The 21,830-nt window shown below is 69.7% G+C and carries 21 protein-coding genes; 11 read left to right on the top strand and 10 right to left on the bottom strand.

All coding sequences use genetic code 11. From position 1 onward, the window contains the following. Nucleotides 1-71 precede the first annotated feature (71 nt). Nucleotides 72-1,136 (bottom strand): S1C family serine protease, encoded by a 1,065-nt coding sequence (locus tag ACQUST_RS05200; RefSeq protein ID WP_435125802.1) that lies wholly within the window; start codon nucleotides 1,134-1,136, stop codon nucleotides 72-74. A gap of 120 nt (nucleotides 1,137-1,256) precedes the next feature. Between ACQUST_RS05200 and ACQUST_RS05195 the strand changes: the two genes are divergently transcribed. Both ACQUST_RS05195 and ACQUST_RS05190 read left to right on the top strand, forming a co-directional pair. Continuing rightward, complete coding sequence (locus ACQUST_RS05195) at nucleotides 1,257-1,709, top strand: hypothetical protein (RefSeq protein ID WP_435125800.1); 453 nt, start codon at nucleotides 1,257-1,259, stop codon at nucleotides 1,707-1,709. A 63-nt stretch (nucleotides 1,710-1,772) separates the two neighbouring features. Next, nucleotides 1,773-1,907: a DUF7128 family protein gene (locus ACQUST_RS05190; protein WP_435125797.1), complete on the top strand. Its 135-nt coding sequence runs from the start codon at nucleotides 1,773-1,775 to the stop codon at nucleotides 1,905-1,907. A gap of 105 nt (nucleotides 1,908-2,012) precedes the next feature. Here ACQUST_RS05190 and ACQUST_RS05185 read toward each other — a convergent pair whose 3' ends face one another. The 5 genes from ACQUST_RS05185 to ACQUST_RS05165 all read right to left on the bottom strand — a co-directional run bounded on the left by ACQUST_RS05185 (nucleotide 2,013) and on the right by ACQUST_RS05165 (nucleotide 6,509). Next, nucleotides 2,013-2,441, bottom strand: a complete 429-nt coding sequence (locus ACQUST_RS05185) for a universal stress protein (RefSeq protein ID WP_435125795.1) — start codon at nucleotides 2,439-2,441, stop codon at nucleotides 2,013-2,015. A gap of 315 nt (nucleotides 2,442-2,756) precedes the next feature. Further along, the gene (locus ACQUST_RS05180) at nucleotides 2,757-3,074 is read right to left on the bottom strand and encodes an RPA12/RPB9/RPC11 RNA polymerase family protein (RefSeq protein ID WP_435125792.1); all 318 of its coding nucleotides are present in this window, start codon (nucleotides 3,072-3,074) and stop codon (nucleotides 2,757-2,759) included. Nucleotides 3,075-3,230: 156 nt separating this feature from the next. Then, a complete protein-coding gene (locus tag ACQUST_RS05175; protein ID WP_435125789.1) occupies nucleotides 3,231-4,301 on the bottom strand; it encodes an ABC transporter permease subunit in 1,071 nt (356 codons plus the stop codon). Beyond that, nucleotides 4,298-5,239: a carbohydrate ABC transporter permease gene (locus ACQUST_RS05170; protein WP_435125786.1), complete on the bottom strand. Its 942-nt coding sequence runs from the start codon at nucleotides 5,237-5,239 to the stop codon at nucleotides 4,298-4,300. The genes ACQUST_RS05175 and ACQUST_RS05170 overlap by 4 nt, the downstream gene beginning before the upstream one ends. A gap of 4 nt (nucleotides 5,240-5,243) precedes the next feature. Then, nucleotides 5,244-6,509, bottom strand: coding sequence for an extracellular solute-binding protein (locus tag ACQUST_RS05165; protein WP_435125785.1), 1,266 nt, complete (start codon nucleotides 6,507-6,509; stop codon nucleotides 5,244-5,246). A 216-nt stretch (nucleotides 6,510-6,725) separates the two neighbouring features. Between ACQUST_RS05165 and ACQUST_RS05160 the strand changes: the two genes are divergently transcribed. Continuing rightward, the gene (locus ACQUST_RS05160) at nucleotides 6,726-7,838 is read left to right on the top strand and encodes an ABC transporter ATP-binding protein (RefSeq protein ID WP_435125782.1); all 1,113 of its coding nucleotides are present in this window, start codon (nucleotides 6,726-6,728) and stop codon (nucleotides 7,836-7,838) included. Nucleotides 7,839-8,010: 172 nt separating this feature from the next. Here the strand turns inward: ACQUST_RS05160 and ACQUST_RS05155 are convergent, their stop codons facing one another. Next, nucleotides 8,011-10,020 (bottom strand): glycoside hydrolase family 15 protein, encoded by a 2,010-nt coding sequence (locus ACQUST_RS05155; protein WP_435125779.1) that lies wholly within the window; start codon nucleotides 10,018-10,020, stop codon nucleotides 8,011-8,013. Nucleotides 10,021-10,124: 104 nt separating this feature from the next. Here ACQUST_RS05155 and ACQUST_RS05150 point away from each other — a divergent pair, with 104 nt between their 5' ends. Together ACQUST_RS05150 and ACQUST_RS05145 are read left to right on the top strand one after the other, a co-directional pair. Then, nucleotides 10,125-12,149 carry an alpha-amylase family glycosyl hydrolase gene (locus ACQUST_RS05150; RefSeq protein ID WP_435125777.1) on the top strand — a complete coding sequence of 675 codons (2,025 nt, stop codon included), beginning with the start codon at nucleotides 10,125-10,127 and terminating at the stop codon, nucleotides 12,147-12,149. Nucleotides 12,150-12,180: 31 nt separating this feature from the next. Beyond that, nucleotides 12,181-13,230, top strand: a complete 1,050-nt coding sequence (locus tag ACQUST_RS05145; protein ID WP_435125774.1) for a TrmB family transcriptional regulator — start codon at nucleotides 12,181-12,183, stop codon at nucleotides 13,228-13,230. A gap of 68 nt (nucleotides 13,231-13,298) precedes the next feature. Here ACQUST_RS05145 and ACQUST_RS05140 read toward each other — a convergent pair whose 3' ends face one another. The 3 genes from ACQUST_RS05140 to ACQUST_RS05130 are packed head-to-tail and all read right to left on the bottom strand — an operon-like array spanning nucleotide 13,299 to nucleotide 15,581. Next, entirely contained in the window at nucleotides 13,299-14,030 is a 732-nt protein-coding gene (locus ACQUST_RS05140) for a hypothetical protein (protein WP_435125772.1), read from the bottom strand. Then, the gene (locus ACQUST_RS05135; RefSeq protein WP_435125770.1) at nucleotides 14,027-14,800 is read right to left on the bottom strand and encodes an ABC transporter permease; all 774 of its coding nucleotides are present in this window, start codon (nucleotides 14,798-14,800) and stop codon (nucleotides 14,027-14,029) included. Before ACQUST_RS05135 ends, ACQUST_RS05140 begins: the two co-directional genes overlap by 4 nt. 1 nt (nucleotide 14,801) lies before the next feature. Beyond that, nucleotides 14,802-15,581: an ABC transporter ATP-binding protein gene (locus tag ACQUST_RS05130; protein ID WP_435125767.1), complete on the bottom strand. Its 780-nt coding sequence runs from the start codon at nucleotides 15,579-15,581 to the stop codon at nucleotides 14,802-14,804. Nucleotides 15,582-15,635: 54 nt separating this feature from the next. Between ACQUST_RS05130 and ACQUST_RS05125 the strand changes: the two genes are divergently transcribed. The 6 genes from ACQUST_RS05125 to ACQUST_RS05100 all read left to right on the top strand — a co-directional run bounded on the left by ACQUST_RS05125 (nucleotide 15,636) and on the right by ACQUST_RS05100 (nucleotide 21,814). Beyond that, on the top strand, nucleotides 15,636-16,193 hold the full coding sequence (locus ACQUST_RS05125; RefSeq protein WP_435125764.1) for a GbsR/MarR family transcriptional regulator: 558 nt from the start codon (nucleotides 15,636-15,638) through the stop codon (nucleotides 16,191-16,193). 90 nt (nucleotides 16,194-16,283) lie between these two features. Next, entirely contained in the window at nucleotides 16,284-19,154 is a 2,871-nt protein-coding gene (locus ACQUST_RS05120; RefSeq protein WP_435125762.1) for a bacterio-opsin activator domain-containing protein, read from the top strand. Nucleotides 19,155-19,275: 121 nt separating this feature from the next. After that, complete coding sequence (locus ACQUST_RS05115; RefSeq protein ID WP_435125759.1) at nucleotides 19,276-19,419, top strand: rubrerythrin-like domain-containing protein; 144 nt, start codon at nucleotides 19,276-19,278, stop codon at nucleotides 19,417-19,419. Nucleotide 19,420: 1 nt separating this feature from the next. Next, nucleotides 19,421-20,725, top strand: a complete 1,305-nt coding sequence (gdhB, locus tag ACQUST_RS05110) for a glutamate dehydrogenase GdhB (protein ID WP_435125756.1) — start codon at nucleotides 19,421-19,423, stop codon at nucleotides 20,723-20,725. A gap of 223 nt (nucleotides 20,726-20,948) precedes the next feature. Continuing rightward, complete coding sequence (locus tag ACQUST_RS05105; RefSeq protein WP_435125754.1) at nucleotides 20,949-21,428, top strand: redoxin domain-containing protein; 480 nt, start codon at nucleotides 20,949-20,951, stop codon at nucleotides 21,426-21,428. Continuing rightward, complete coding sequence (locus ACQUST_RS05100) at nucleotides 21,428-21,814, top strand: cupin domain-containing protein (protein WP_435125752.1); 387 nt, start codon at nucleotides 21,428-21,430, stop codon at nucleotides 21,812-21,814. The genes ACQUST_RS05105 and ACQUST_RS05100 overlap by 1 nt, the downstream gene beginning before the upstream one ends. The last annotated feature ends 16 nt before the right edge of the window (nucleotides 21,815-21,830 follow it).

Here is a 21,830-nt window from a genome sequence, read left to right as displayed (position 1 = left end):
CACAATAGTCGTTCGTCACGGCGCGCCGGAAGGACCGTCGGCTGCGACGCTCGCGTCGGGGGCGTCTGCGGTCAGGGTTCCGGGCGGGCTCCGAGCGTCAGGTCGACCGTCGTGGCGGCGTCGCCGCGGCGGACGCGGACCGGAATCGTCTCGCCCGGCGACGTGCGGAGCGCGAGGACGTTCGAGAGGTCCGCCTGCGTCTCCACGTCGCGGCCGGCCATGCCGACGATGACGTCGCCGCCGGTCGGGACGCGGACGCCGTCGACGACGTCGGTGCCGTCGCTGCCACGGAGGACGCCGGCGGACGGGCCGTCCGCGGCGACCTGCGTGACGACGACGCCGCCGACGTCGTCGAGTCCGTAGGCGGCCGCGACGGTCGGCGACACTTCCAGCAGCCTGACGCCCATGTAGGAGTGGTCGTAGTCGCCATCGGCGGCGAGCGCCGGGACGACGCGCTTGGCGAGCGCCGCGGAGATGGCGAACCCGATGTTCTCGCCGCCGGCGGAGTTGACGACGCCGGCGACGCTGCCGGCCATGGTGACGAGCGGCCCGCCGCTGTTCCCGGGGTTGAGCGCGGCGTCCGTCTGCACCGCGTCGGCGATCTGGAAGTCGTTCGGGCCGGGGAGCAGGCGGTCGACGCCGCTGATGACGCCCGAGGACGCCGAGCCGTCGTAGCCGTACGGCGTCCCGATGGCGAGCACGTCGGTGCCGACGGGCGGCTCCGGGGACGTGTCGACCCAGCCGAGCGGCGTCGCGGACGCGGGGCGGTCCGCCGGCGAGAGCACCGCGAGGTCGCTGTAGGCGTCGGTGCCGACGACGTCGGCGTCGCGCCACACGTTCCCGTGGAACCGGAGTTTCACGCGGCTGGCGCCCGCGACGACGTGCTGGTTCGTGACGACGCCGTCGTCGGTGACGAACCCGGAGCCGTTGGCGAGCGGCCCGGAGTCGTCGTACACGCGGACGCCGACGACGGACGGGACGACGCGGTCGTACACGGCCGCCGTCGCCGAGTCGTCGACGTCTGCGCCGCTGACCGGGGCGCCCGAGCCGGTTCGGCCGCCGATTCGCACGCACCCCGCCGCGCCGGCGGCGCCGGCCGCGCCGACGGCCGCGAGGAACTCGCGTCTGGAAGGCATACCCGTCGGTTCGCCGCGCCGTGGTTAACTCCGGCGCTCGCGACCGCGGCGGTCGGCGGGGGCGCGTCGCCCGCCTGCGGACCCGGCAGGCCTTTGGCCGGCGGGCGGCTAGCCGCGGCCATGAGTCTCGACGTCGCGCCGCCGGACCCGCCGACGCTGAACACGGTCGACCCCAGCGAGTACGACGACACCGAGGTCGGCGGCGACGAGTACCACCGCGCCGACCTCGAGGAGTTCCTCCGCGACGGCGCGTGGGCGGAGGCGTTCGAGCAGTGGGCCGCCACCGCCGCCGTCGACGAGACGGAGTGGCGAATCGTCGAGGACCTCGGGCTCGTCGAGCGGTTCGACTTCTTCTGGGACGACTTCGCGGACCGCGTCGGCTACCACGCGCCCGGCATCCCGGAGGACTGGAAGGAGCGCGACCTCCACCCGGACCTGAAGCGGTGGTCGCAGGTGTCCGCCATCAACGCCGGCCTCACCGAGTTCGGCCAGGAGGTCTGTGAGGTGCTGAAAGCCGACTACGTCGACTGGGAGAGCGAGTTCGAAGCGCCCGACGACCTCCCCGACTTCTGAGGTGACTCGGCGGCGCCGAGAACCGCCGGTACCGATTTACCGCCACGGCACACAGTGGCACGCATGGTCTCGGAGACGGAGCGCGACGACATGACCTGGTACCAGTGTGACGCCTGCGGCCTGCTGTTCGACGACCGAACCGACGCGAAACAGCACGAGGAGAACTGCGACGCCGAGGACCCCTCCTACCTGCAGTAGCGCCGGCGAACCGGATGCGGCGACGTTGTCGGCCGCCGCGGACCGACGGCAGTAGTCGCCGTTTCGAGTTCGTCACCTGACTCCGACTGCGCGCTCGCACCGACGTCACGCCTCGTCGCCGTGCCGCACCGTCAACACCGGCGCGTCCGCGGTTCTGACGACGCGTTCGGTGACGCTGCCGAGCAGGAAGCGGTTCAGGCCCTCGCGGCCGTGCGTCGCCATCACGACCAGGTCGATGCCGAACTCGTCGACGTAGTCGACGATGGTCCGGTACGGGTCGCCCTGCAGGACCTCGGTGACGACGTCGACGCCGGCGGCGACGTCGTCCGCGACGTCGTCCGTGACCCGTTCGCCCTCCTCGACCAGCACGTCGACGGCGCCCTCCGGCCCGGTCATGACGCTGTCGAGGTTCGTGTCCGCCACGTACAGCACGTGGACGGTCGCGTCGAACGCCTCCGCCAGCCGGTTCGCGTGCGGAATCGCCGCGTCCACGCCGGTGCTCCCGTCGGCCGGCAGCAGGATGTCGTCGTACACGCCGACACCATCGACGGGGGGCGGCCTGTGTTTTTCGGCCGGCGGAGCGCACCGCAGTCAGAACCGACGGCGAAGCGGGCAGCCAGGCTGACAGAGCGGACGGCACGGCGGGCCACGGAAGCGCCGTCGTCGCGCGAGCGGAACAGGAGCGCGAGCGGAACAGAAGGCCCTGTTGAAACCCTCAAAAGTGATACAAACTTCGTGCTGAATACGGAGGTTCGACGCACCACAGCGGCTTCCTCCCTTCCGTGCCGGAGATGTTGAACAGGTCGCTGAGTCGGTGAATCAACTGTGTCGGGTTCGCTGGATGCGCCGTCAGGACTCGCGCCACTTGTGGCCGCACTCGACGCAGGTGAACAGCCGGACTTCGTAGGAGCCGCCCGGCTTCGGCAGCATCTCGTAGTCAGCCCGGTCGCTGTCGCAGTCGTCCGCCGGACAGGGCTCCTGTACGGTCTCGGTGGAACCCTGGGTCGCGTCGGCCACGGCGGGTGCCCCGTCGTCTCGCTGTCCGTCCAGGGTCGTCATCGACGCTTCTGCGTGTGAGTCCCGCGGCTCCTCGTGCTCGCAGGAGCGGCACACCCACGTGTCGCCCTCCGTATGCATCACCGAACCACACTCGTCGCAGAACTGCATACGAAATGGGAACACGCGGTGGTCGGATATATGTGTTAACTTCCGATTCGTCGCGGATTTCGGGCAGCGCTCGTGCAGACTGCTGTCGGAGGGTATCGGAACGGCAGTGAACGGCGGCGAGAAGAAGTGACACGGAGGACGTACGTCCGAGCGCGCCTAGCCTTCCATTCCACCGAAGGAGAGCCCTTCTTCGATGTAGCGCTGGGCGAACAGGTACACCAGCATAATCGGGAGCGCGAACGTCAGCGCGAACGCCGCGAACCGGGCCCACGGGATGGAGTATCGGCCGACGATGCCGTACAGCCCGACGGGCAGCGTGTACTTGTTCGTCGACAGCAGCAGCTGGGCGACGATGAACTCCGTCCAGCCGGTGAGGAACGTGAAGATGAACACGGTCGCGAGCCCCGGCTTCGACAGCGGGAGGATGACCTCCCAGACGACGCGCCACGACGGCGCGCCGTCCATCAGGGCGGCCTCCTCGTACGACGTCGGAATGTTGTCCATGTACGTCTTGAGCAGCCACGTGTTGAACGGGACGGCCGTCGCGGCGTAGTACGCGGCCAGCGCGAGCTTGTTGTTCGTCAGGCCGAACTGGACGAACAGGGCGTACAGCGCGATGAGCGCCGCGATGCCGAGTCCGCCGCCGACCTGCGTGAACAGGACGTAGCCGTACAGGATTTTCGACCGCATGATGAACTGGCGGCGCGAGAGCGCGTACGCCGCCGGGACGACGACGCACATCGCCAGAATCACGGTCGGAATCGCGACCGTCATGCTGTTCCAGAGGAACAGCGGGAACTGCGAGCAGCCGGTATCGAACTGTGCGCAGTTCACGGCGGACGACACGGCCGGCGTCGTCACCGTGACGCGGTAGCCGAGCGCGCCGACGCCGACCTGGAACGACGGAATCTCGAAGCCGCCGATGACCCACCGGTAGGCGTCGAGCGACGGGTCGGTCGGGACGAGCGTGAATCCGTCCGTGGAGAACAGCGAGGAGTCGCCGGGGTTCAGCGACGCCAGGAACACCCAGTACAGCGGGAACAGCAGGGCGCTCACGACGCCGAGCGCGCCGGCAGTGGCGACGACGCGGCGGAGCAGTTCGCCGGGCGACACCTCGCCGGTCGCGAGGCCGACGGCGACGTAGCGGAGTTCGCGGGCCGCGCGGCCGGGGGCGGTGGCGACGCGGCGCAGGTCGGCGACGACGCGGCCGGTGATGCCGCCGCTCATGCGTCGTCCACCCCCTCAGCGAGCCGGCCCTTCCAGACGTTCAGGAACATGAACGCACCGATGAACAGCAGCGTGACGACCATGATGGCGGCGCCCTTCCCCCACTTGTCGAACCGGAACGCCTCTTTGTAGCCGTACACGAGCAGCAGCTGGTTGGTGCGTCCGGGGCCGCCGTCGTTGAACACGAACGGGATGAGGAACTGCTGGAACGACGCGGCCGCGGTCAGGATGGACGCGAACAGCACGGGCCGCTTGATGGCCGGCAGCGTCACGTGCACGAACCGGTGGAGGTAGCCGGCGCCGTCGACTTTCGCGGCGTCGTGCAGCTCCTCGGGGACGCCCTGGAGCGCGCTCACGATGATGATGACCATGAACGGGTACGCCAGCCACACCTCGGTGACGACGTAGGCGGCGAAGGCGGTCCACTCGCCGGAGAGCCAGCCGACGGCGCCGAAGCCGGCGGCGGCGAGCACCTGGTTCGCGAGCCCGAAGTTCGCGGAGCTGAAGATGCCCTGCCAGATGGTGATGGTGAAGATGGCGGGAAGCCCCATCGGGACGATGATGAGCGACCGGTAGACGCGGCGGCCGACGACGAACCGGCTCGTCAGGACGAGCGCGACGCCGATCGCGAGCCCGATCTTGGAGGTGACGCTGACCGCGACGAACAGCCACGTCTTCCCCATCGAGTACCAGAACAGCGGGTCGCCGAGCACTTCGGCGTAGTTCTGGAGGCCGACGAACTGCATGTTGCCGGCGAAAATCGTCGTCGGCCCGGCGTTCGTGAACGACAGGTACACCGAGTACGCGATGGGGTAAAACAGGAACGCGGCGAACAGGAACAGCCCCGGCAGGACGAGCAGCAGCGGCAGGTCGTCCTTGTCGAAGACGTCCCCGGCGAGGGTTTCGAGCCGTTCGACCGCAGAGAGCCCAGTGGTCATGGCCTTACTCCCAGGCGGAGGTGATCTGCTCGGTCGCGGTTTCGAGCGCCGGCTTCACGTCCTTGTTGCCGGTCATGATGCTCTGAATCGCGCTCTTGACCGGGTCCCAGACGTCGGCCATCTTCGGCGCCGTCGGCGTCGGCGTCCCCTGCTGGACGGCCTTCGAGTAGCCCTTGACGGTCGCCGGCAGGTCGTCGGAGCCGGTGAGCGACGTGTGAACCGGGACGTAGCCGTGGTCGTTCGCAAGCCCCTTCAGGACGGACGTGTTCGTCGTGTACCACTGCGCGAAGTCGCGGGCGGCGGTGGCGGCTTCGGGGTCGCTGCCCATCCGCGTAGTGAAGTACAGCATCTTCACGCCGGTGAACGGCGCGGGCGCGTCGCCGCCGACCGTCGGGAAGCCGTCGACGCCGACGGGGACGTTCCCCTTGACGGTGCCGACGAACCACGGACCGTTGATTGCGAACGGGGCGTTGCCGTCGGCGAACGCGGCGGCCTGCGCGTTGTACTTGACGGAGTCGGGCGAGTACTTGTAGAGGCGGTCGCGGATGAGCTCGAACGCCTCGACGGTGCTGTCGTTCGTCAGGCCGAGTTCGTCGTTCTCCTCGTCGTAGTAGAAGCCGCCGAGCGCGTGCACCCACGCCGAGCAGAAGTAGGGGTTCATCGGGTAGGAGAGCCCGTACTTCCCGTTCGCCGGGTCGTGATGGTCTTTCATGACCTGCTCCATCTCGTCGAGCGTCTTCGGCGCGCCGTCGACGAGGTCGGTGTTGTAGACGAGCCCGACGGTTTCGGCGGCGTACGGCAGCCCGTACAGCCCGCCCTTGTACTTCACCGCGTCGACGGCGGTGCCGGTGTACTCCTCGGAGGGCGTGATGTCGAGCGAGCCGGACTGGTCGCTGAGGAAGCCGTTCTCGGAGTAGCGGCCGACCCAGTCGTGCGCCCAGTCGAACGTGTGCGGGCCGTTGCCGGCCGGAATGGTCGCGGTCGTCTTCTTTTCGAGGTCGGAGATCTTCGACAGCGCCACCGTGTTCGGCGACGACTCCTCGTACGTGGCGACGTTCGACTTCAGGGTCTCCTGCGGCCCTTCCGAGCGCGCGTGCCACAGCGACGCCTTCGCCCCGGTGTCGGTCGGGGTCGACGAGTCGCCGGCGTCGTCGCTCGACCCGGTGGGCGTCTGGTCGCCGCCGGAGCTGACGTTGACACAGCCAGCGAGCGTTCCAACCGCGGCGATACTGCCGATCTGCTTCACGACTTGTCTGCGGTCATGCACCATCGTCGTAATCTATTACGAGATATTTCCTTACCTATTTAATAGTTAGGGATGTTCGTGACGTTTCTCGTCGACGGAACGACCGAAATCGAACGTTTTCGGGGCGCGAGCCGTCTGATACCGCCGAAAGACCGCGGCGAAAATTTGCTATGAAATTTCGCCTCACAGATTCGTCAGAAGGAGAAAGAACTATACTGCGGCAAACGTCCACACACGTTCATGGGAGACCTCCGGCTCGACTCACTCCGCAAGGAGTTCGACCGCGGCGACATCGTCGCCGTCGACGACCTCGATTTACACATCGAAGACGGCGAGTTCGTCACGCTCGTCGGCCCGTCAGGCTGCGGGAAGACCACGACGCTCCGCATGATCGCCGGGCTCGAAACGCCGACGGGCGGCACCATCGAAATCGACGGCGAGGACGTGACGGACACGCACGCGAAACACCGCGACGTCGCCATGGTGTTCCAGAACTACGCGCTGTACCCGCACAAGACCGTCATGGAGAACATGGCGTTCGGCCTCCGGATGAGCACCGACCTCACGAAGGAGGAGCGGCGCGAGCGCGTCAGCGAGACCGCCGAGATGATGGGCATCGAGGAGCTGCTCGACGACAAGCCGGACGAGCTGTCCGGCGGGCAGAAACAGCGCGTGGCGCTCGGCCGCGCCATCGTCCGCGAACCCGACGTGTTCCTGTTCGACGAGCCGCTGTCGAACCTCGACGCGAAGCTCCGCACGACGATGCGGACCGAGATTCAGCGGCTCCAGAACGAACTCGGCATCACCGCCGTCTACGTCACCCACGACCAGGAGGAGGCGATGACGATGGGCGACCGCATCGTCATCCTCAACCACGGCGACCTCCAGCAGGTCGACGAGCCGACCGCGGTGTACCGGAACCCGGTGAACCGGTTCGTCGGCGGCTTCATCGGCAGCCCGTCGATGAACTTCCTCGACGTCACCGTCTCCGGCGCGGGCGTCCTCGACGGCGTCGACGACCCGTTCAGCTACCGGCTCTCGGACGCGAAGGCCGCGCCGCTCGAAACGGACGACCGGCTCACGCTCGGCGTCCGCCCCGAGGACGTCCGCCCCGCCGACCCCGAGGACGACCACGCCGTCACCGCGACCGTGGAAGTCGTCGAACCCATCGGCTCCGACAACTACCTCCACCTCGACGTCGCCGACGAGTTCATCGCCCGCGTCCCCGCCGACGTCGACCCCGACCCGGGCGACTCCATCACCGTCGCGTTCGACGAAGACCGCCTCCACCTGTTCGACAGCGCCACCGGCGAGGCGCTCACCGAACCCGCCGAGCCGGCCGCGACGGTCTGACCAGGCGGCCGCAACGCCGCGGCGACGACGCTTCTCCACCGCCCTCACGCCGAATCCGAATGAGCCGGAGCTACGGCTGAACCGAGCCTGAATCCGGGTTCGAGCCGCGGATTCGAAACGCAGCCGCGACGGCGACCGCGACGGCGACGCGGCCTCCGCGGGTTCCGCGGACTTAGTTCGTGACTCGCTCGGAGACCGCGGCGGGCCGGGCGCGCAGTGCGGCGAGCGTGGCGAGCCGAATCGCGTGCGGCCAGCCGAGCGGCGTCGCGCTGTCCGGCGTGCCGTCGTCGAACACCTGCTCGGGGAGGTAGCCGTTGGCGGTCGCGAGCGGGCCGTCGGTCCCGACGTCGTCGAGCAGCGATTCGGCGCGGCGCTCCAGCCGGTCGGCGCGGTCGTCGCCGGCGTCCCGGAGCAGCGCCGCGAGCGTCGCGGCGGCGTGTGCGCCCCACGCGGTGGAGACGGTCCAGATTTTCTCGGCCGGCTGTTCGCGGCGCCGCCACTCGTCGCCCTCGTACCGGACGAGGCCGCCCACGGCCGGGGACGGGTCGCGGCGAAGCCCGTCGACGGTCCCCTCGATGTGTGAGACGAGGCGGTCGCGGCGCGCCGCGTCGACGTCGCCGACGGCGGCGTACGCCTCGTGTGCGGCGGCGAGCGACAGCGCGGCCGAGTCGTACCGCTCGTCGAGCGCGCCGTCGTCCAGCCGGAGCGCGTAGACGCCGCGGTCGGCCACCCAGAGGTCGTCGAGCGCGTCGTACACGCGGTCGGCTTGCGTGCGCGCGTGGGCGGTGACGTCGTCCGGGAGCGGCGCGGCCGCGGCCGCGCTGTACGCTTCGAGGAACGTCGCGGCGGTGTGCGTGAACCGCCCCGTCATGTTCTCCCAGGCGTTCTGACACGACACCGGGAGGCCGTCGGCGGCGAGCGTGTCGTCGAGGCTGTCGACGGCCGTCACCAGTGCGTCCTCGATGTCCGACGCGAGGTCGGGCGGCGCGTCCGGCAGGTAGTCCGCGAGGAACGCGACGACGCTGCCCGTCTGGTCCGCCTGGTAGTCGGCGTCGTCGCCGCCCTCGATGCGGGCGTTCGCCCAGCCGGGGGCGAGCCGGCCGTCGTGCGGCCAGACGCGGTGCGGCCAGGAGCCGTCCGCGCGCTGCGTGTCGAGGTAGCCGCGGGCGCTGCGGGCGTGCCAGTCGTCGAGCGGGAGGTCGAAGGCCTCGGCGGCGTCCCGGAGGAACCCGGAGATTTCGGCGTCGTCGCGGAACCAGGTGTAGCCGTAGCCGCCGGAGTACGCGTAGAAGGGGTCGAAGTCGGGGCCGGCGATGCGGCGGCCGCTCGGCGCGGACAGCAGTCCGAGGACGCGCAGGTCGGCGACGACGGCGTCGCGGTCCGGCGTGTCGTCCGGGACGGCGACGCGGCGGTCTTCGGCGGCGGCGACGAACGCGGCGGCGTCGTCGAACCGGGCGAGCTTCGCGTCGACGGCGTCGACGGCGGCCTCGCGCGGCGTGTCGGTGACGTCGGTGAGGAGCGTACAGAGCGTCGCGCCGCCGTCGGCGTCGACTTCGACCACGACGTCGCCGCTGAGCCGGCCCTCCTCGTAGCGGCCGTCGGCGACGGGCCGCGGGTGCGTCACCGGGTCGTCGCCGAGCAGTTCCGCGAACTGCGCCGGGGTCTGCCCGGTGACCGCCTCGAACGGCCGGGTGCTCGCGAGGTAGTCGTGTTCGTCGGCGTGGTACACCTCGACGCTGCGGTCGTGCCGGAGCTGCCCGATCTGGGTCTCCTGCCGGTCGGGCGCGAGCCCGTAGTAGGCGACGACGGTGCAGTCGAGCTCCGTCTCGAACCGGGTGAGGTGTGCGGCGTCCACCGCGAGGTCGTACTGGGTCACGTCGCCCTCGGGGAGCGCGTGTTCGGTGACGACGAGGTCGGTGTCGGCGTGGTAGTGCTGGGTCGCGTCGGCGTCGTCGAGCCAGCGGAGGCGGCCGTCCGTCCGGACCGCGAACCGCGAGCGTTCGATTCCGTTCAGGCCGACCAGCGGGTAGCTGTAGTCGCGGACGCGGCCGCTGGCGCCGACGTGGACGAGCCGGCCGCGCTGCCCGGTGAGCAACCCGGCCGTGCTGCGGCGCTCGCCCGGGAACCGCGTGGCGGCGTCCCGGTGCCGCTTGTAGTCGTCGAGGGCGTCGCGAAGCTGCATCACGAACGCGGAGGGAACACGTCGCTATAAAATTTGGTATACTATTAGTTCACAGATTCACCGAAAGGGGAACGGTCAAGTAGTCCGGGGCCACGCCACACGGTATGCGACACCCCGGCCCGCCGCGATTCACGTCGGTCGGCGAGCCCGTCGAACTCGCCCCGCGTGCGCCAGACCCGGACGCCGACTACACCTGGACCGTCGCCGACGCGCCCGACGGCGCCGCCGCCTCCGTGCCCGACGACCCGGTCGTCGAGTTCGCGCCCGCCGAGCCGGGGACGTACCGGCTCCGACTCGACGGCCCGACCCGGACGTTCAGCCAGACCGTCCGGGTCTTCCCCGACGAACGCCGACCCGCCCGGTTCGAACTCCACGTCGACGACCTGCCGGTGCCCGCCTCGGAGCTCGAATCGCTGTGTCTCGTCTCTCACTTCAACGAACGGCTCGTCGGCGCCGACCGCCCCGTCCGCGAGGGCGACACGTGGGCGTTCGAAACCGAGTTGCCGCCCGGCCACTACCCGTACGGCTTCTGCATCGACGACGACCTCCACGACCAGGTGCGCGACGACCTCACCGTCCCCGGCCCGGGCCGCCCCCGCGTCCGGCTCGACGCGACGGTCGACGGCGACCACGTCGTCGTCACGGCGGAGCCGTCGGCGGCCGTCGACAGCGACCGCGGCGACGACGACGTCGACGTGGAGTTCTTCGTGGACGACCGGGACTCGCTGCCGGCCGACGCGGCGACCGTCGACGGCCGGACGCTCCGCGTCCCCGTCGAGGAGGCGCCCGACCGGCTCCGCGTCCACGGCGTCGCGGTCGGTGAGCGCCACAGCGTCGCCGACACCGTCGACGTCCGCCTCGGCGACGAGGCGACCGGGAGCGAGTCGTCGGTCGTCCGGCCGAACGACCCGCCGGAGTGGGCGGCGTCACCGACCGTGTACGAGATATTCGTGCGGTCGTTCGCCGGCGAGACGCCCGACACGACGTTCGCGGAACTGGAGCGGCGCGTCCCGTACCTGGAGTCGCTCGGCGTCGACTGCGTCTGGCTCACCCCGGTGTTGGAGAGCCCGACGACGCACGGCTACCACGTCACGAACTACTTCGAGACCGCCTCGGACCTCGGCTCCCGCGCGGGGTTCGAGTCGTTCGTCGACGCCTGCCACGACGCCGGCATCCGCGTCGTGTTCGACCTCGTCATCAACCACACCTCCCGCGACCACCCGTTCTTCCAGTTCTTCGCCGCCGGCGTCGACGACTACGACGACCACTACCTGCCGCGCGACAACGACGTCGGCGCGCAGTACTACTTCGACTGGACGCACATCCCGAACCTGAACTTCGGGTCGCTCGCCGTCCGCGACTGGCTGCTCGACGTCGTCGACGAGTGGAGCGGCGTCGTGGACGGCTTCCGCTGCGACGTCGCGTGGGGCGTCCCGCACGGCTTCTGGAAGGAGGTCCACGACCGCACCCCCGCGGACTTCCTGCTGCTCGACGAGACGATTCCGCGCGACCCGGCGTACCACGAGTCCGAGTTCCACATGCACTACGACACCACGCTGTACGGGGCGCTCCGGGACGTCGGCGCCGGCGACGAACCCGCCGACGCCGTGCTCGACGCCGTCGAGGACGCCCGCGCCGTCGGCTTCCCGGACGGCGCCGTCCACCTGCGCTACGTCGAGAACCACGACGAGGACCGCTACCTCGACGAGTGCGGCGCCGCGCCGCTCCGCGCCGCCGCGGCGACGCCGTTCGTCCTCCCGGGCGCGCCGATGATTTACTACGGCCAGGAGCGCGGCATGACCGAGTACCGCGGCCCGATGGCGTGGCACGACGGCGACACCGACCTCACCGAGTTCCACCGCGACCTCGGCGCGCTGCGCGACGACCACGACGTGCTCCGCGACGGCGACGTCGAACGCATCGACTACGACGCGCCGGATTCGGCGGTGGCGTTCGCCCGCGACGACGGCGACGACCGGGTCGTCGTCGCGCTGAACTTCGCCGCGGACGCCGCGTCGGTCACGCTGCCGGAGCCGGTCGACGGCACCGACCTGTTGAGCGGCGACGACGTCGCGACCGGCGAGCGGTCAGTCGCCGTTTCCGACGCCGTAGTCCTCCGAACCGAGTAATTAAGGCGGCCGTCCGCCCTACACTCCCGTAATGGACGACGGCTCCCTCTCCGAGTTACTGGGCCGGCTCGGGCTCTCCGAGAAGGAAATCGACACGTATCTGACGCTGCTCGAACACGGCGAAGCGAAAGCCAGCGACGTCGCCGACGACGCCGGCGTCTCCAAGCGGTACGTCTACTCCATCAGCGAGAAGCTCGAAGAGCGCGGCTTCGTCGAGGTGAACGACCACGTCGTGCCGACGACCATCCGCGCGAACCCGCCGGGCGAGGTCGTCGAGACGCTCACCGACCAGGTCGAGTCGATGCAGCCCGCCCTCGAAGAGCGCTACTCTGCGGCGGCCCCCGAGTCCGAGCAGTTCGAGGTCATCAAGGCGCGCGTCACGGTGCTGAAACGCATCTCCGAACGCATCGCCACCGCCGACGAGGAGGTGACGCTGTCGATTCCCGCCGCCCACCTCGACGAGGTCGCAGACGCCCTCCGCGCCGCCGTGGAGCGCGGCGCCACCGCCCTGCTCGTCGTCACGAACGTCGAAGACCCGGAGTCGTACGACTTCGACGGGCTGGCGCACGCCGTCCGCGCGTGGCGCGAGCCGATGCCGACGATGCTGACCGTCGACCGGCGCTCCGGGCTGGTCGCGCCCGCCGAGATGGTCGCCCGGTCGAACAGCGGCAAGCGCGCCATCGCGTTCACCCAACAGCAGCTCGCCCCGGTCATCGTCGGCTCGTTCTTCGGGAACTACTGGCCGATGGCGGACGAGGTGTTCGTCGCCGACCCCGAGCCGCTCCCGGCGACGTACACGGACTTCCGCGCCGCCATCCTCCAGAGCGCGCTCCACCTCCGGCAGGAGACCGAGATAGTCGCCCGCGTCGCGGGGTCGTGGGTCGGCGACGGCAGCGACGTCACCCTCACCGGCGCGGTGACCGGCGTCCGGCAGGGACTCGTCGAGCCGCGGAACAACACGTTCCCCGTCGAGAACTCGCTGCTCGTCGACGTCGACGGCGAAACCGTGAGCGTCGGCGGGAAGGGCGCGTTCGTCGAGGACGTCGAAGCCGAACGCGTGACGCTCGAACCGGCCGAGTAGCCGACGGCGGACGCGGAACGGCTCGCGACGCCCGGCCCCGAGTGCTGTTCACAGCACGCCGCCCGAGGTCAGTCGACCCGCATCTCGGAGAAGAACGCCGCGGCGGTACAGGCCGTGAGCACGGCGAGCGCCAGCAGCGTTCCGCCGACCGCGCCGGCGTCGACGGAGCCGACGAACCCGGCCTGCATCGCGACCTGGAGCGGGTAGTGGCCGGGGAGGAGCCGGGCGAGCGCGGGCGCGTCGGTCGCCAGCGGGTTCTGGAAGACGAACAGGTCGATCATCGACCCGAACAGGACGAGGTAGACGCCGAGCAGCCGGCTCAACAGGACGCCGGCGAGCGCGCCGACCATCCCGTAGACGAGCGCGGTGAGCGCCGTGCCGACGACGAACCACGGCAGGTGCGCCGGGTCGAACGCGGTGAGCATCACGGCGACAGAGACGCCGGTCGCGACGGCGGTCACGCCGACGAGCAGGCCGAGTCGAGCGAGCACGACCTGGTGAGCGCGGTAGCCGGCGGCGACGAGCCGGGCGTCGGCCGCCGCGGCGGAGTGCATCACGAACAGCCCCGTGATGCCGGTGAGCAGCGCCGCGGTCATCGGCGTGGTGAACGCCGGGAACGCCTGCTTCAGCGGCGTGGCTACGGTGGTGCCGGAGACGTGAACGACGGCGGTTCCGGCGGGCGCGACCGCGGTGAACACGTAGATGACGTACGCCGGGGCGACGACCAGCAGGGCGAGCAGCAGCGGCGTGCGGCGGAGTTCGGCCGCGCCGCTCCGCACCGCCGCACCGATTCGGGTCACCGCGCACCTCCGGGTCCCGCGCCGGTTCCGGCGCCGGTCGCGCGGCCGTACGCGGCGAACGCGAGGACGAGCAGCGCCGCGACCCAGCCGACCGCGGGAACGAGGTGGGCCGCGGGGAGCCCGCCGTCGAGCACCGCCGCCGTGAACAGTTCGTGCGGGTGGTACAGCGGGACGAAGTCGGTGACGCCGACCGCCCCGACGACCGGGAGCGACATCGACGCCTCGACGGGGAACAGCCCCGAGGAGAGCGCGTTGTCGATGTCCGCCACGAACACGAGGAGTATCGAGCCTTCGAGTTCCGCGGGGACGAGCGACCCGATGACGACGCCGAGCAGGCCGTAGACGAGCGCCGCGAGGACGAGCGCGGCGAACGCCTCTGCCGGTGAGGCGACCTGTTCGTGGAGGCTGAACGCGCCGAACGCGACCGCGGCTCCGGCGAGCGCGAGCAGGCACATCGTCAGCAGCCGGGTCGTCAGCATCGCCCAGCGCGGGAACCCGGCGACAGCGGCGCGCTCGTCGCCGCCGCGGGCGCTGATGACCTGGAAGAGCCCGACCAGCCCGGCGAGGAACGCGACGGAGAACAGCGCGCCGGTCATGCGGCCGACGGTGGCCGGCGCCGCGCCGAGCGTCGGGAGCCGCGGGAACGACGCGACCGCCGTGGCGTACAGTTCGATGACGACCGGCGGCAGGACGAGCAGCATCACGAGCGTGAGCGGCTGGCGGGCCAGTTCGGTCAGCCGGAGCCGCGTCCCGGTGACGAGCCGCCCCACGTCACGTCGCCTCCGTTGGCTCCGCCGTCTCTCCTTCCGACGCCTGCTCGCCGGGCTCGCCGTCCCGCTGTCCGTGCGCCGTCGACCGGGCCTCCTGGGGCGGGCTGTCCTGTTCGCTGAGCGTCCCGTCTTCGAGTTCGAGGATGCGGTCGAACCGCTCGCGTTCGCTGATGAGGTGGGAGATGACCGCGATGGCGACGCCGTCGTCGACGAGCGACTCGGTGAGCTCCCAGAACGCGAGGTACGTCTCCCAGTCGAAGCCGGTGTACGGCTCGTCGAGCAACAGCACGTCGGGGTCGTGGAGGAGCGCCACCGCGAGGTTGACTTTCTGCCGGTTCCCGCCCGAGAGGTGGTCGATTCGGTAGTCGAGGAACCGGGCGAAGTCGAGCCGCTCGGCCAGTTCGTCTCGGCGCTCGGCGACCCGCTCGTCGGAGAGCCCGTAGGCCTCCCCGAACAGGTCGAACGTCTCGCTGACTGTGAGCCGGTCGTACAGCAGCGACTCCTGCGGGCACCAGCCGACGTCCGCCTCGCGGGTGACGTCGCCGGCGTCGGGGCGGAGCGTCCCGACGAGCAGCTTCATCAGCGTCGACTTCCCGGAGCCGTTGCCGCCGACGATGCCGACGATCTCTCCCTCCGAGAGCGCGACGTCCGCGCCGGTGAGCACCTCGACGGTCTGGCCGACGAACGGGATTCGCGAGCGGTACGTCTTTTCGAGCCCGGTCGCGCGGAGGACGACCGAGCCGTCGGAGTCGCCGTCGCCACGGGAACCTATATTCGCCATATGCCGAATGTTCTGAACAAAATGCATTATACCTTTCGGGACGTACACTCGGTCATGAGCGACGATGATGACGACCGATCGAACCAGCTGGCGGTCCGCGACGAAATCGCCGACGCCCGCGAGACGGTCCTCGACGCGATGGAGCAGTCAGCCGACATCTACGGGCTGAATCGGAGCTACGGCCGACTGTACGGGCTGCTGTTCTTCGCCGACGACCCCGTCTCGCTCGACGACCTCGTCGACGAGAGCGGCTACGCGAAATCCACCGTCAGCACCGCGATGAAGAACATGGAGCGGCTCCACCTCGTCTACCGCCGGTCCGTCCCCGGCGAGGGGAAGAAGGCGTACTTCGAAGCCGAACGGGACTTCTGGACCGTCGTCCAGGCGTTCCTCCGGCGGGAGGTGAGCCGCGAAATCAGCACCATGACCGCGGCGCTCGAAACCGCCGAGGACCGCCTCGAATCGCTCGACGACGAGCAGGCCGACCGCGACCTGGAGAAGATACGGGAGATGGAGCAGATGTACGACCGGAGCCAGCGGCTCGTCGACCTGCTCACGAGCTCCTCCGTGAACCGGCTCACCGGCCTCGTCGAGCGGCTCCGACGCGACTGACTGCGCTCCGTGCAGACCGGTCGGGCAGGTCGGGCCGGGCGGGTCGCCGTGTCGGTGCGTTGAACCGGGTCCGGCCACTACTCGGGGGCGATGACCATCCAGTCCGGGACGCTCGACTCGACGCGGCTGCTCCTCGTCGGGTCGACGGAGTGGGTCGAGCCGTTCGCCGAAGCGCTCGAAACGCGGACCGGGGCGGCAGTCCAGACCGTCGAAACCGCAGCGGCGGCACGCGAAGCGGTCGCCGACCGCCCCGTCGACGCGGTCGTCTCCGAGTACGCACTCCCGGACGGCACGGGCGTCGAGCTGCTCGGCGCAATCAGGGAGGACACGACGACGCTCCCGGTGGTACTGGCGACCGCAGCCGGCGACGAATCGGTCGCCAGCGACGCCATCGCCGCCGGCGTCTCCGAGTACGTCGCCGTCGACGGGCCGCCCGAGGAGTACGTCCCGGACCTGCTCGAACGGGCGGAGCAGGCGGTCCGGTCGGCCCGTCGGCGGCACACCCAACGCGACCGGGCGCGGCAGTTCGACTCGATATTCCACGACGCCCGGACCGCGACGTGGGTGCTCTCGCCCGACGGAGAACTCGTCCGGATGAATCAGACGGCGAGGGAAATGGCCGACGCGGCCACGGAGACGCTGGTCGGGGAGCCGTTCTGGACGCTCCCCTGCTGGAGCCGCCCGGACGGCCTCCAGACCGACGTGAAACGAATCGTCGAGACGGCCATCGACGGCGAGTTCGGCAACGCCGTCGTGATGCGCTCCCCGGGCAGTTCCCCGCGGGTCGTCGAACTCTCGGTGCGCCCGGTCGAGAACGAACACGGCGCGCTCGTCTCGCTCGTCGTCGAAGGCGTCGACATCACGAACCGGGTCGAACTGGAGCAGGACCTCCGGCAGTCCGAGGAGCTCCACCGGGTCACGCTCAACAACATGACGGACACCGTCCTCATGACCGACGAGGACGGCGCGTACACCTACGTCTGCCCGAACGTCCACTTCATCTTCGGCTACACCGTCGAGGAGATACGCGAACTGGGGACCATCGACGCGCTGCTCGGAAGTGACCTGTTCGACCGGGAGGAGCTCGCCGAGGAGGGCTCGCTGAAGAACATCGAGTGTACGGTGACGGACAAGGCGGGGCGCGAACACACGCTCTTGGTGAACGTCCGGGAGGTCTCGATTCAGGACGGAACGCTGCTGTACAGCTGCCGCGACATCACCAAGCGGAAACAGCGCGAAGAGGCGCTGGCGACCCTTCAGGAGACCGCCAGGGACTTCCTGTACGCCGAGACGCACCGGGAGATCGCACAGCACGTCGTCGAGGACACCGCGAGCGTCCTCGGGTTCGACGCGAGCGCGGTCTACCTCTTCGACGCCGAGACGAACGACCTCGACCCGGCGGCGTCCTCCCCGACGATGCGGGAGTTGAACGGGCCGGTACCGTCCGTGCACGCGACCGGCGAGACGCTGCCGAGTTACAGTTTCGTCAACGACGAGCCGCTGTTCTTCGACGACGTCCACGACGCCGACCGGCTCGACAACCGGGCCACGGAGCTTCGAAGCACCGCGTACATCCCGCTCGGGGACCACGGCGTGTTCGTCTCCGGGTCGGCCGACGTCGACGCCTTCGACGAGGTGACGCGGGAGCTCGCGGACCTGCTCGCGGCGACCGCCGAAGCGGCGTTCGACCGCGTCACGAGAGAGTCCCGGCTCCGCGAACAGGACCGAGCGCTCCAACAGCAGAACGACCGGCTGACCGCGCTGAACCGGGTGAACGAGACGATTCGGGAGATCGACCAGGCGCTCGTCCAGGCGGAGACGCGCGAGGAGATTCACCACACGGTCTGTGACCGCCTGACAGCGGACGACCGGTTCAGTTTCGCGTGGGTCGGCACCCGGGACGCACGGACGGAGACGGTGACGCCCGAAGCGTGGGCGGGCGACGAGCGGGGCTACCTCGACAGCCGACCGTTCTCGGTCGGGCCGTCCGGCGTCGAGCCTGCGGGTCGAACGGCCGCGACCGGCGAGCTGACGATAATCGACGACGTGTCGGCGCGGCTCCGGGAGGAGGCGTGGCGCAAGGAGGCGCTGTCGCGCGACTACCTCTCCGTGGTGAGCATTCCGCTCGTCTACAACAACCTCACGTACGGCGTCCTCACGGTGTACGCGGAGACGCAAAACGAGTTCGAGGCGATGACCCGGGAGGTGCTCGAAGAGCTCGGGGAGACCATCGCGTCGGCCATCAGCGGAATCGAGCGGAAGAACGCGCTGCTGACGACCGCGATGACCCGCGTCGAGTTCGAGGCCGCCGACGCGTCGTTCGTGCTGTCGAGGCTGGCCCGCGACGCGGAGTGCACGCTGTCGTATCAGGGCGGCGCACAGCAGACCGAAACAGGGAGCACCGTGTTCGTGACGGTCGAGGACGCGTCGCTGGACGCGGTGGCGGCGGCTGCGCGGAGCCTCGTCGCGGTCGACGACGCCCAGCAGATCAGTGCGGACAGTTCGGGCGGGGTGCTCCGGCTGCAGCTCTCGGAGCCGTTCCTGGCGCAGACGCTGGCGAACCACGGAGCCGTCTTCCGGAGCGCGTCCGTGACGCCGTCGGCGACGACGCTCGTCGTCGACATCCCCGAGAGCGTCACGGTCAGGCACGTCACGAAACTCACCGAGGACGCCGTCGGCGCCGTCGAACTCCGCTCGAAGCAGCGGCGCGACCTGGGGACCGAACTGAACCTGTCGTCGCGGTTCTTCGAGGCGCTGACGGACCGGCAGCTCGAAGTGCTGCAGACGGCGTATTACAGCGGCTTCTTCGAGTCGCCGCGGGAGAGCTCCGGGGAGGACGTCGCGGAGACGCTCGGGATTTCGGCGTCGGCGTTCTACCAGCATTCGCGGGCGGTCCAGCGGAAACTGTTCGCCGCGATGTTCGAAGAGCACGGCGGACCCGCCCGCGACGCCGCGGACTGATTCGGTAGTCAACCCCCCGGAGTCGGAATGGTTCGATAGTGAACCCCGACATATTCCCTTATATCCCCATTACAGATTAATAGAGTACCTGCGGTCTGTCTGACGGTACTCGCGAGTAACAATGAAAGACGTCGACCAAGAGTCAGTGGACGAGACACCGTACGAGTGTTTCGACTGTGGAAGCATCATCGTCGCCGAGGACCACCCCGGGTCGTGTCCGGACTGCGCGGGCGCGATGCGTAATCGCCGGACCCCGATAGAGTAAGATGGCGTCGACACCCAGCGGAGCCCACGACGACGCGGAGGACGTACCGGACGAGCCGACCGAACCCGAAACCGCCCTGGAGACGGCGCGTCGACAACTGGAGGACGCCGCCGAGCACCTCGACATCGAACCGAACATCGTCGAGCGGCTCAAACACCCGAAGAAGGTCCACGAGGTCACGGTGCCCATCGAACGCGACGACGGCTCCGTCGAAGTGTTCACCGGCTACCGCGCCCAGCACGACAGCGTCCGCGGCCCGTACAAGGGCGGGCTGCGGTACCACCCCGAAGTCACCCGCGACGAGTGCGTCGGCCTCGGGATGTGGATGACGTGGAAGTGCGCCGTGATGGACCTCCCGTTCGGCGGCGCGAAAGGCGGCATCGCCGTGAACCCGAAGGCGCTCAGCGACGACGAGAAGGAGCGGCTCACCCGGCGGTTCGCCGAGGAGATTCGGGACGTCATCGGGCCGACCATCGACATCCCCGCGCCGGACATGGGGACCGACCCGCAGACGATGGCGTGGCTCATGGACGCCTACTCGATGCAGGAGGGCGAAACCATCCCCGGCGTCGTCACCGGGAAACCGCCGGTCGTCGGCGGCAGCAAGGGCCGGGACAGCGCGCCCGGCCGCAGCGTCGCCATCATCGCCCGCGAAGCCATCGACTACTACGACAAGGACATCAAAGAGACGTCGGTCGCGATTCAGGGCTACGGGAGCGTCGGGTCGAACGCCGCACGCCTGCTCGACGAGTGGGGGGCGAACGTCGTCGCGATCAGCGACGTGAACGGCGGCATCTACGACCCGAACGGGCTGGACACGCACTCGATTCCGTCACACCACGAGGAGCCGGAAGCCGTCATGAATCACCCGGCGCCGGAGTCCGTGACGAACGAAGCGCTCCTCGAACTCGACGTCGACGTGCTGATCCCGGCGGCCGTCGGGAACGTCCTGACCGAGGAGAACGCGGACGCCGTCGACGCGGACATCGTCGTCGAGGGGGCGAACGGGCCGACCACGACGACCGCCGACCGGATTCTCACCGAGAACGACGTCCCCGTGATTCCGGACATCCTCGCCAACGCGGGCGGCGTGACCGTGAGCTACTTCGAGTGGCTCCAGGACATCAACCGTCGCGCCTGGTCGCTCGAACGGGTCCAGCAGGAACTCGAAGAGGAGATGCTGACGGCCTGGAACGTCGTGCGAGACGAGGTCGACTCCCGCGGCGTGACGTGGCGAGACGCCGCGTACGTCGTCGCGCTCTCGCGCATCGCGGAGGCGCACGACGCCCGGGGCCTCTGGCCGTGACCCGCTAGCGTCGGGAACGGTCGCCGTCCACAGCCACTCAGCCTCCGGTACCGCACCGCCCGGCGCGACAGCATCGTCCGACAACCGCCGCCCGCCTGATTTTCGTGCGAGGAGCGACGAGCGCTCGCCCGCCGAGGGACGCGGAGGCGACACGCCAGTTGGGCGGGCCACCCGTTCATGTTCGCGAACGGCTTTACCGTCGAACCGCCCCTCGGTTCCGACGATGCTCTCCGTAGGAGATTCCGCACCGCGGTTTTCGGCGACGCTGGGCACGAGCGACCACGAACCGTTCGAACTCGCGGACAGGCTGGGCGACGGCCCCGTCGTCCTCGCGTTCTTCCCGGGGGCGTTCACGCCGCCGTGCACCAACGAGATGGTGGCGCTCCAGGAGCGACTCGGCCGGTTCCGCCAGGCGGGCGCCGCGGTGCTCGGAGTCAGCGTGGACTCGCCGTTCTGTCTCGGGGCGTTTCGCGACGAGCACGGCGTCGAGTTCGACCTCGTGAGCGACATGAGCCGGACGGCGACCGAGCAGTACGGGCTGCGCATGGACATCCCGGAGCTCGGGCTGTTCGGCATCGCGAACCGGGCGGTGTTCGTCCTCGACGAGGCGGGGACCGTCACCTACCGGTGGGTGGCGGACGACCCGACGGACGAGCCGCCGTACGCCGAACTGCTGGACGCCGTCGACGCGGAGGCCGACTGATGGTCCGCACGGACTTCGGGTCGGAGCGGAGCTACGACGACGAGCGGTTCTCGGCGCGGACCGTCTTCGAGAGCCCGCGGCTGAAGGTCGTGCTGGGGTACTTCGAGCCGGGGCAGTTCATCCCGGTGCACGCCCCGGACAGCGACGTCGTCATCGACGTCCAGTCCGGGTCGGCGGTGGTCCGCGACGGCCGGGAGGAGCACGACGTGGCGCCGGGCGACGTCGTCGTGGTCGAGGCGGGGACCGACCGCGGCGTGAAAGCGGACGACGGCCAGCGGCTTGAGGCGCTGCTGGTGACGGCGCCGCCGCCGACGGACGAGGAGCACGCACCGGTCAGGGAGGGCCTCAGGGCCGGCGAGTTCGACCCGGCGGCGCCGCAGTCGTAGCCGCAACTTATAGCCC

This window comes from Halobaculum sp. D14 (genome assembly GCF_051195135.1).
Classification (GTDB): domain Archaea; phylum Halobacteriota; class Halobacteria; order Halobacteriales; family Haloferacaceae; genus JBNTKA01.
Note: the sequence above shows the minus strand (reverse complement) of the source record. Positions and strands in the feature narration are given on the sequence as shown.

Excerpts from the sequence above, each read along its gene's own strand:
- ACQUST_RS05145 (WP_435125774.1), top strand. The coding sequence starts at position 12,181 with ATGGACGACGGCTCCCTCTCCGAGTTACTGGGCCGGCTCGGGCTCTCC.
- ACQUST_RS05150 (WP_435125777.1), top strand. The coding sequence starts at position 10,125 with ATGCGACACCCCGGCCCGCCGCGATTCACGTCGGTCGGCGAGCCCGTC.
- ACQUST_RS05165 (WP_435125785.1), bottom strand. The coding sequence starts at position 6,509 with ATGGTGCATGACCGCAGACAAGTCGTGAAGCAGATCGGCAGTATCGCC.
- gdhB (WP_435125756.1), top strand. The coding sequence starts at position 19,421 with ATGGCGTCGACACCCAGCGGAGCCCACGACGACGCGGAGGACGTACCG.
- ACQUST_RS05120 (WP_435125762.1), top strand. The coding sequence starts at position 16,284 with ATGACCATCCAGTCCGGGACGCTCGACTCGACGCGGCTGCTCCTCGTC.
- ACQUST_RS05190 (WP_435125797.1), top strand. The coding sequence starts at position 1,773 with ATGGTCTCGGAGACGGAGCGCGACGACATGACCTGGTACCAGTGTGAC.
- ACQUST_RS05100 (WP_435125752.1), top strand. The coding sequence starts at position 21,428 with ATGGTCCGCACGGACTTCGGGTCGGAGCGGAGCTACGACGACGAGCGG.
- ACQUST_RS05195 (WP_435125800.1), top strand. The coding sequence starts at position 1,257 with ATGAGTCTCGACGTCGCGCCGCCGGACCCGCCGACGCTGAACACGGTC.
- ACQUST_RS05170 (WP_435125786.1), bottom strand. The coding sequence starts at position 5,239 with ATGACCACTGGGCTCTCTGCGGTCGAACGGCTCGAAACCCTCGCCGGG.
- ACQUST_RS05200 (WP_435125802.1), bottom strand. The coding sequence starts at position 1,136 with ATGCCTTCCAGACGCGAGTTCCTCGCGGCCGTCGGCGCGGCCGGCGCC.
- ACQUST_RS05125 (WP_435125764.1), top strand. The coding sequence starts at position 15,636 with ATGAGCGACGATGATGACGACCGATCGAACCAGCTGGCGGTCCGCGAC.
- ACQUST_RS05130 (WP_435125767.1), bottom strand. The coding sequence starts at position 15,581 with ATGGCGAATATAGGTTCCCGTGGCGACGGCGACTCCGACGGCTCGGTC.
- ACQUST_RS05155 (WP_435125779.1), bottom strand. The coding sequence starts at position 10,020 with ATGCAGCTTCGCGACGCCCTCGACGACTACAAGCGGCACCGGGACGCC.
- ACQUST_RS05160 (WP_435125782.1), top strand. The coding sequence starts at position 6,726 with ATGGGAGACCTCCGGCTCGACTCACTCCGCAAGGAGTTCGACCGCGGC.
- ACQUST_RS05175 (WP_435125789.1), bottom strand. The coding sequence starts at position 4,301 with ATGAGCGGCGGCATCACCGGCCGCGTCGTCGCCGACCTGCGCCGCGTC.
- ACQUST_RS05115 (WP_435125759.1), top strand. The coding sequence starts at position 19,276 with ATGAAAGACGTCGACCAAGAGTCAGTGGACGAGACACCGTACGAGTGT.
- ACQUST_RS05180 (WP_435125792.1), bottom strand. The coding sequence starts at position 3,074 with ATGCAGTTCTGCGACGAGTGTGGTTCGGTGATGCATACGGAGGGCGAC.
- ACQUST_RS05105 (WP_435125754.1), top strand. The coding sequence starts at position 20,949 with ATGCTCTCCGTAGGAGATTCCGCACCGCGGTTTTCGGCGACGCTGGGC.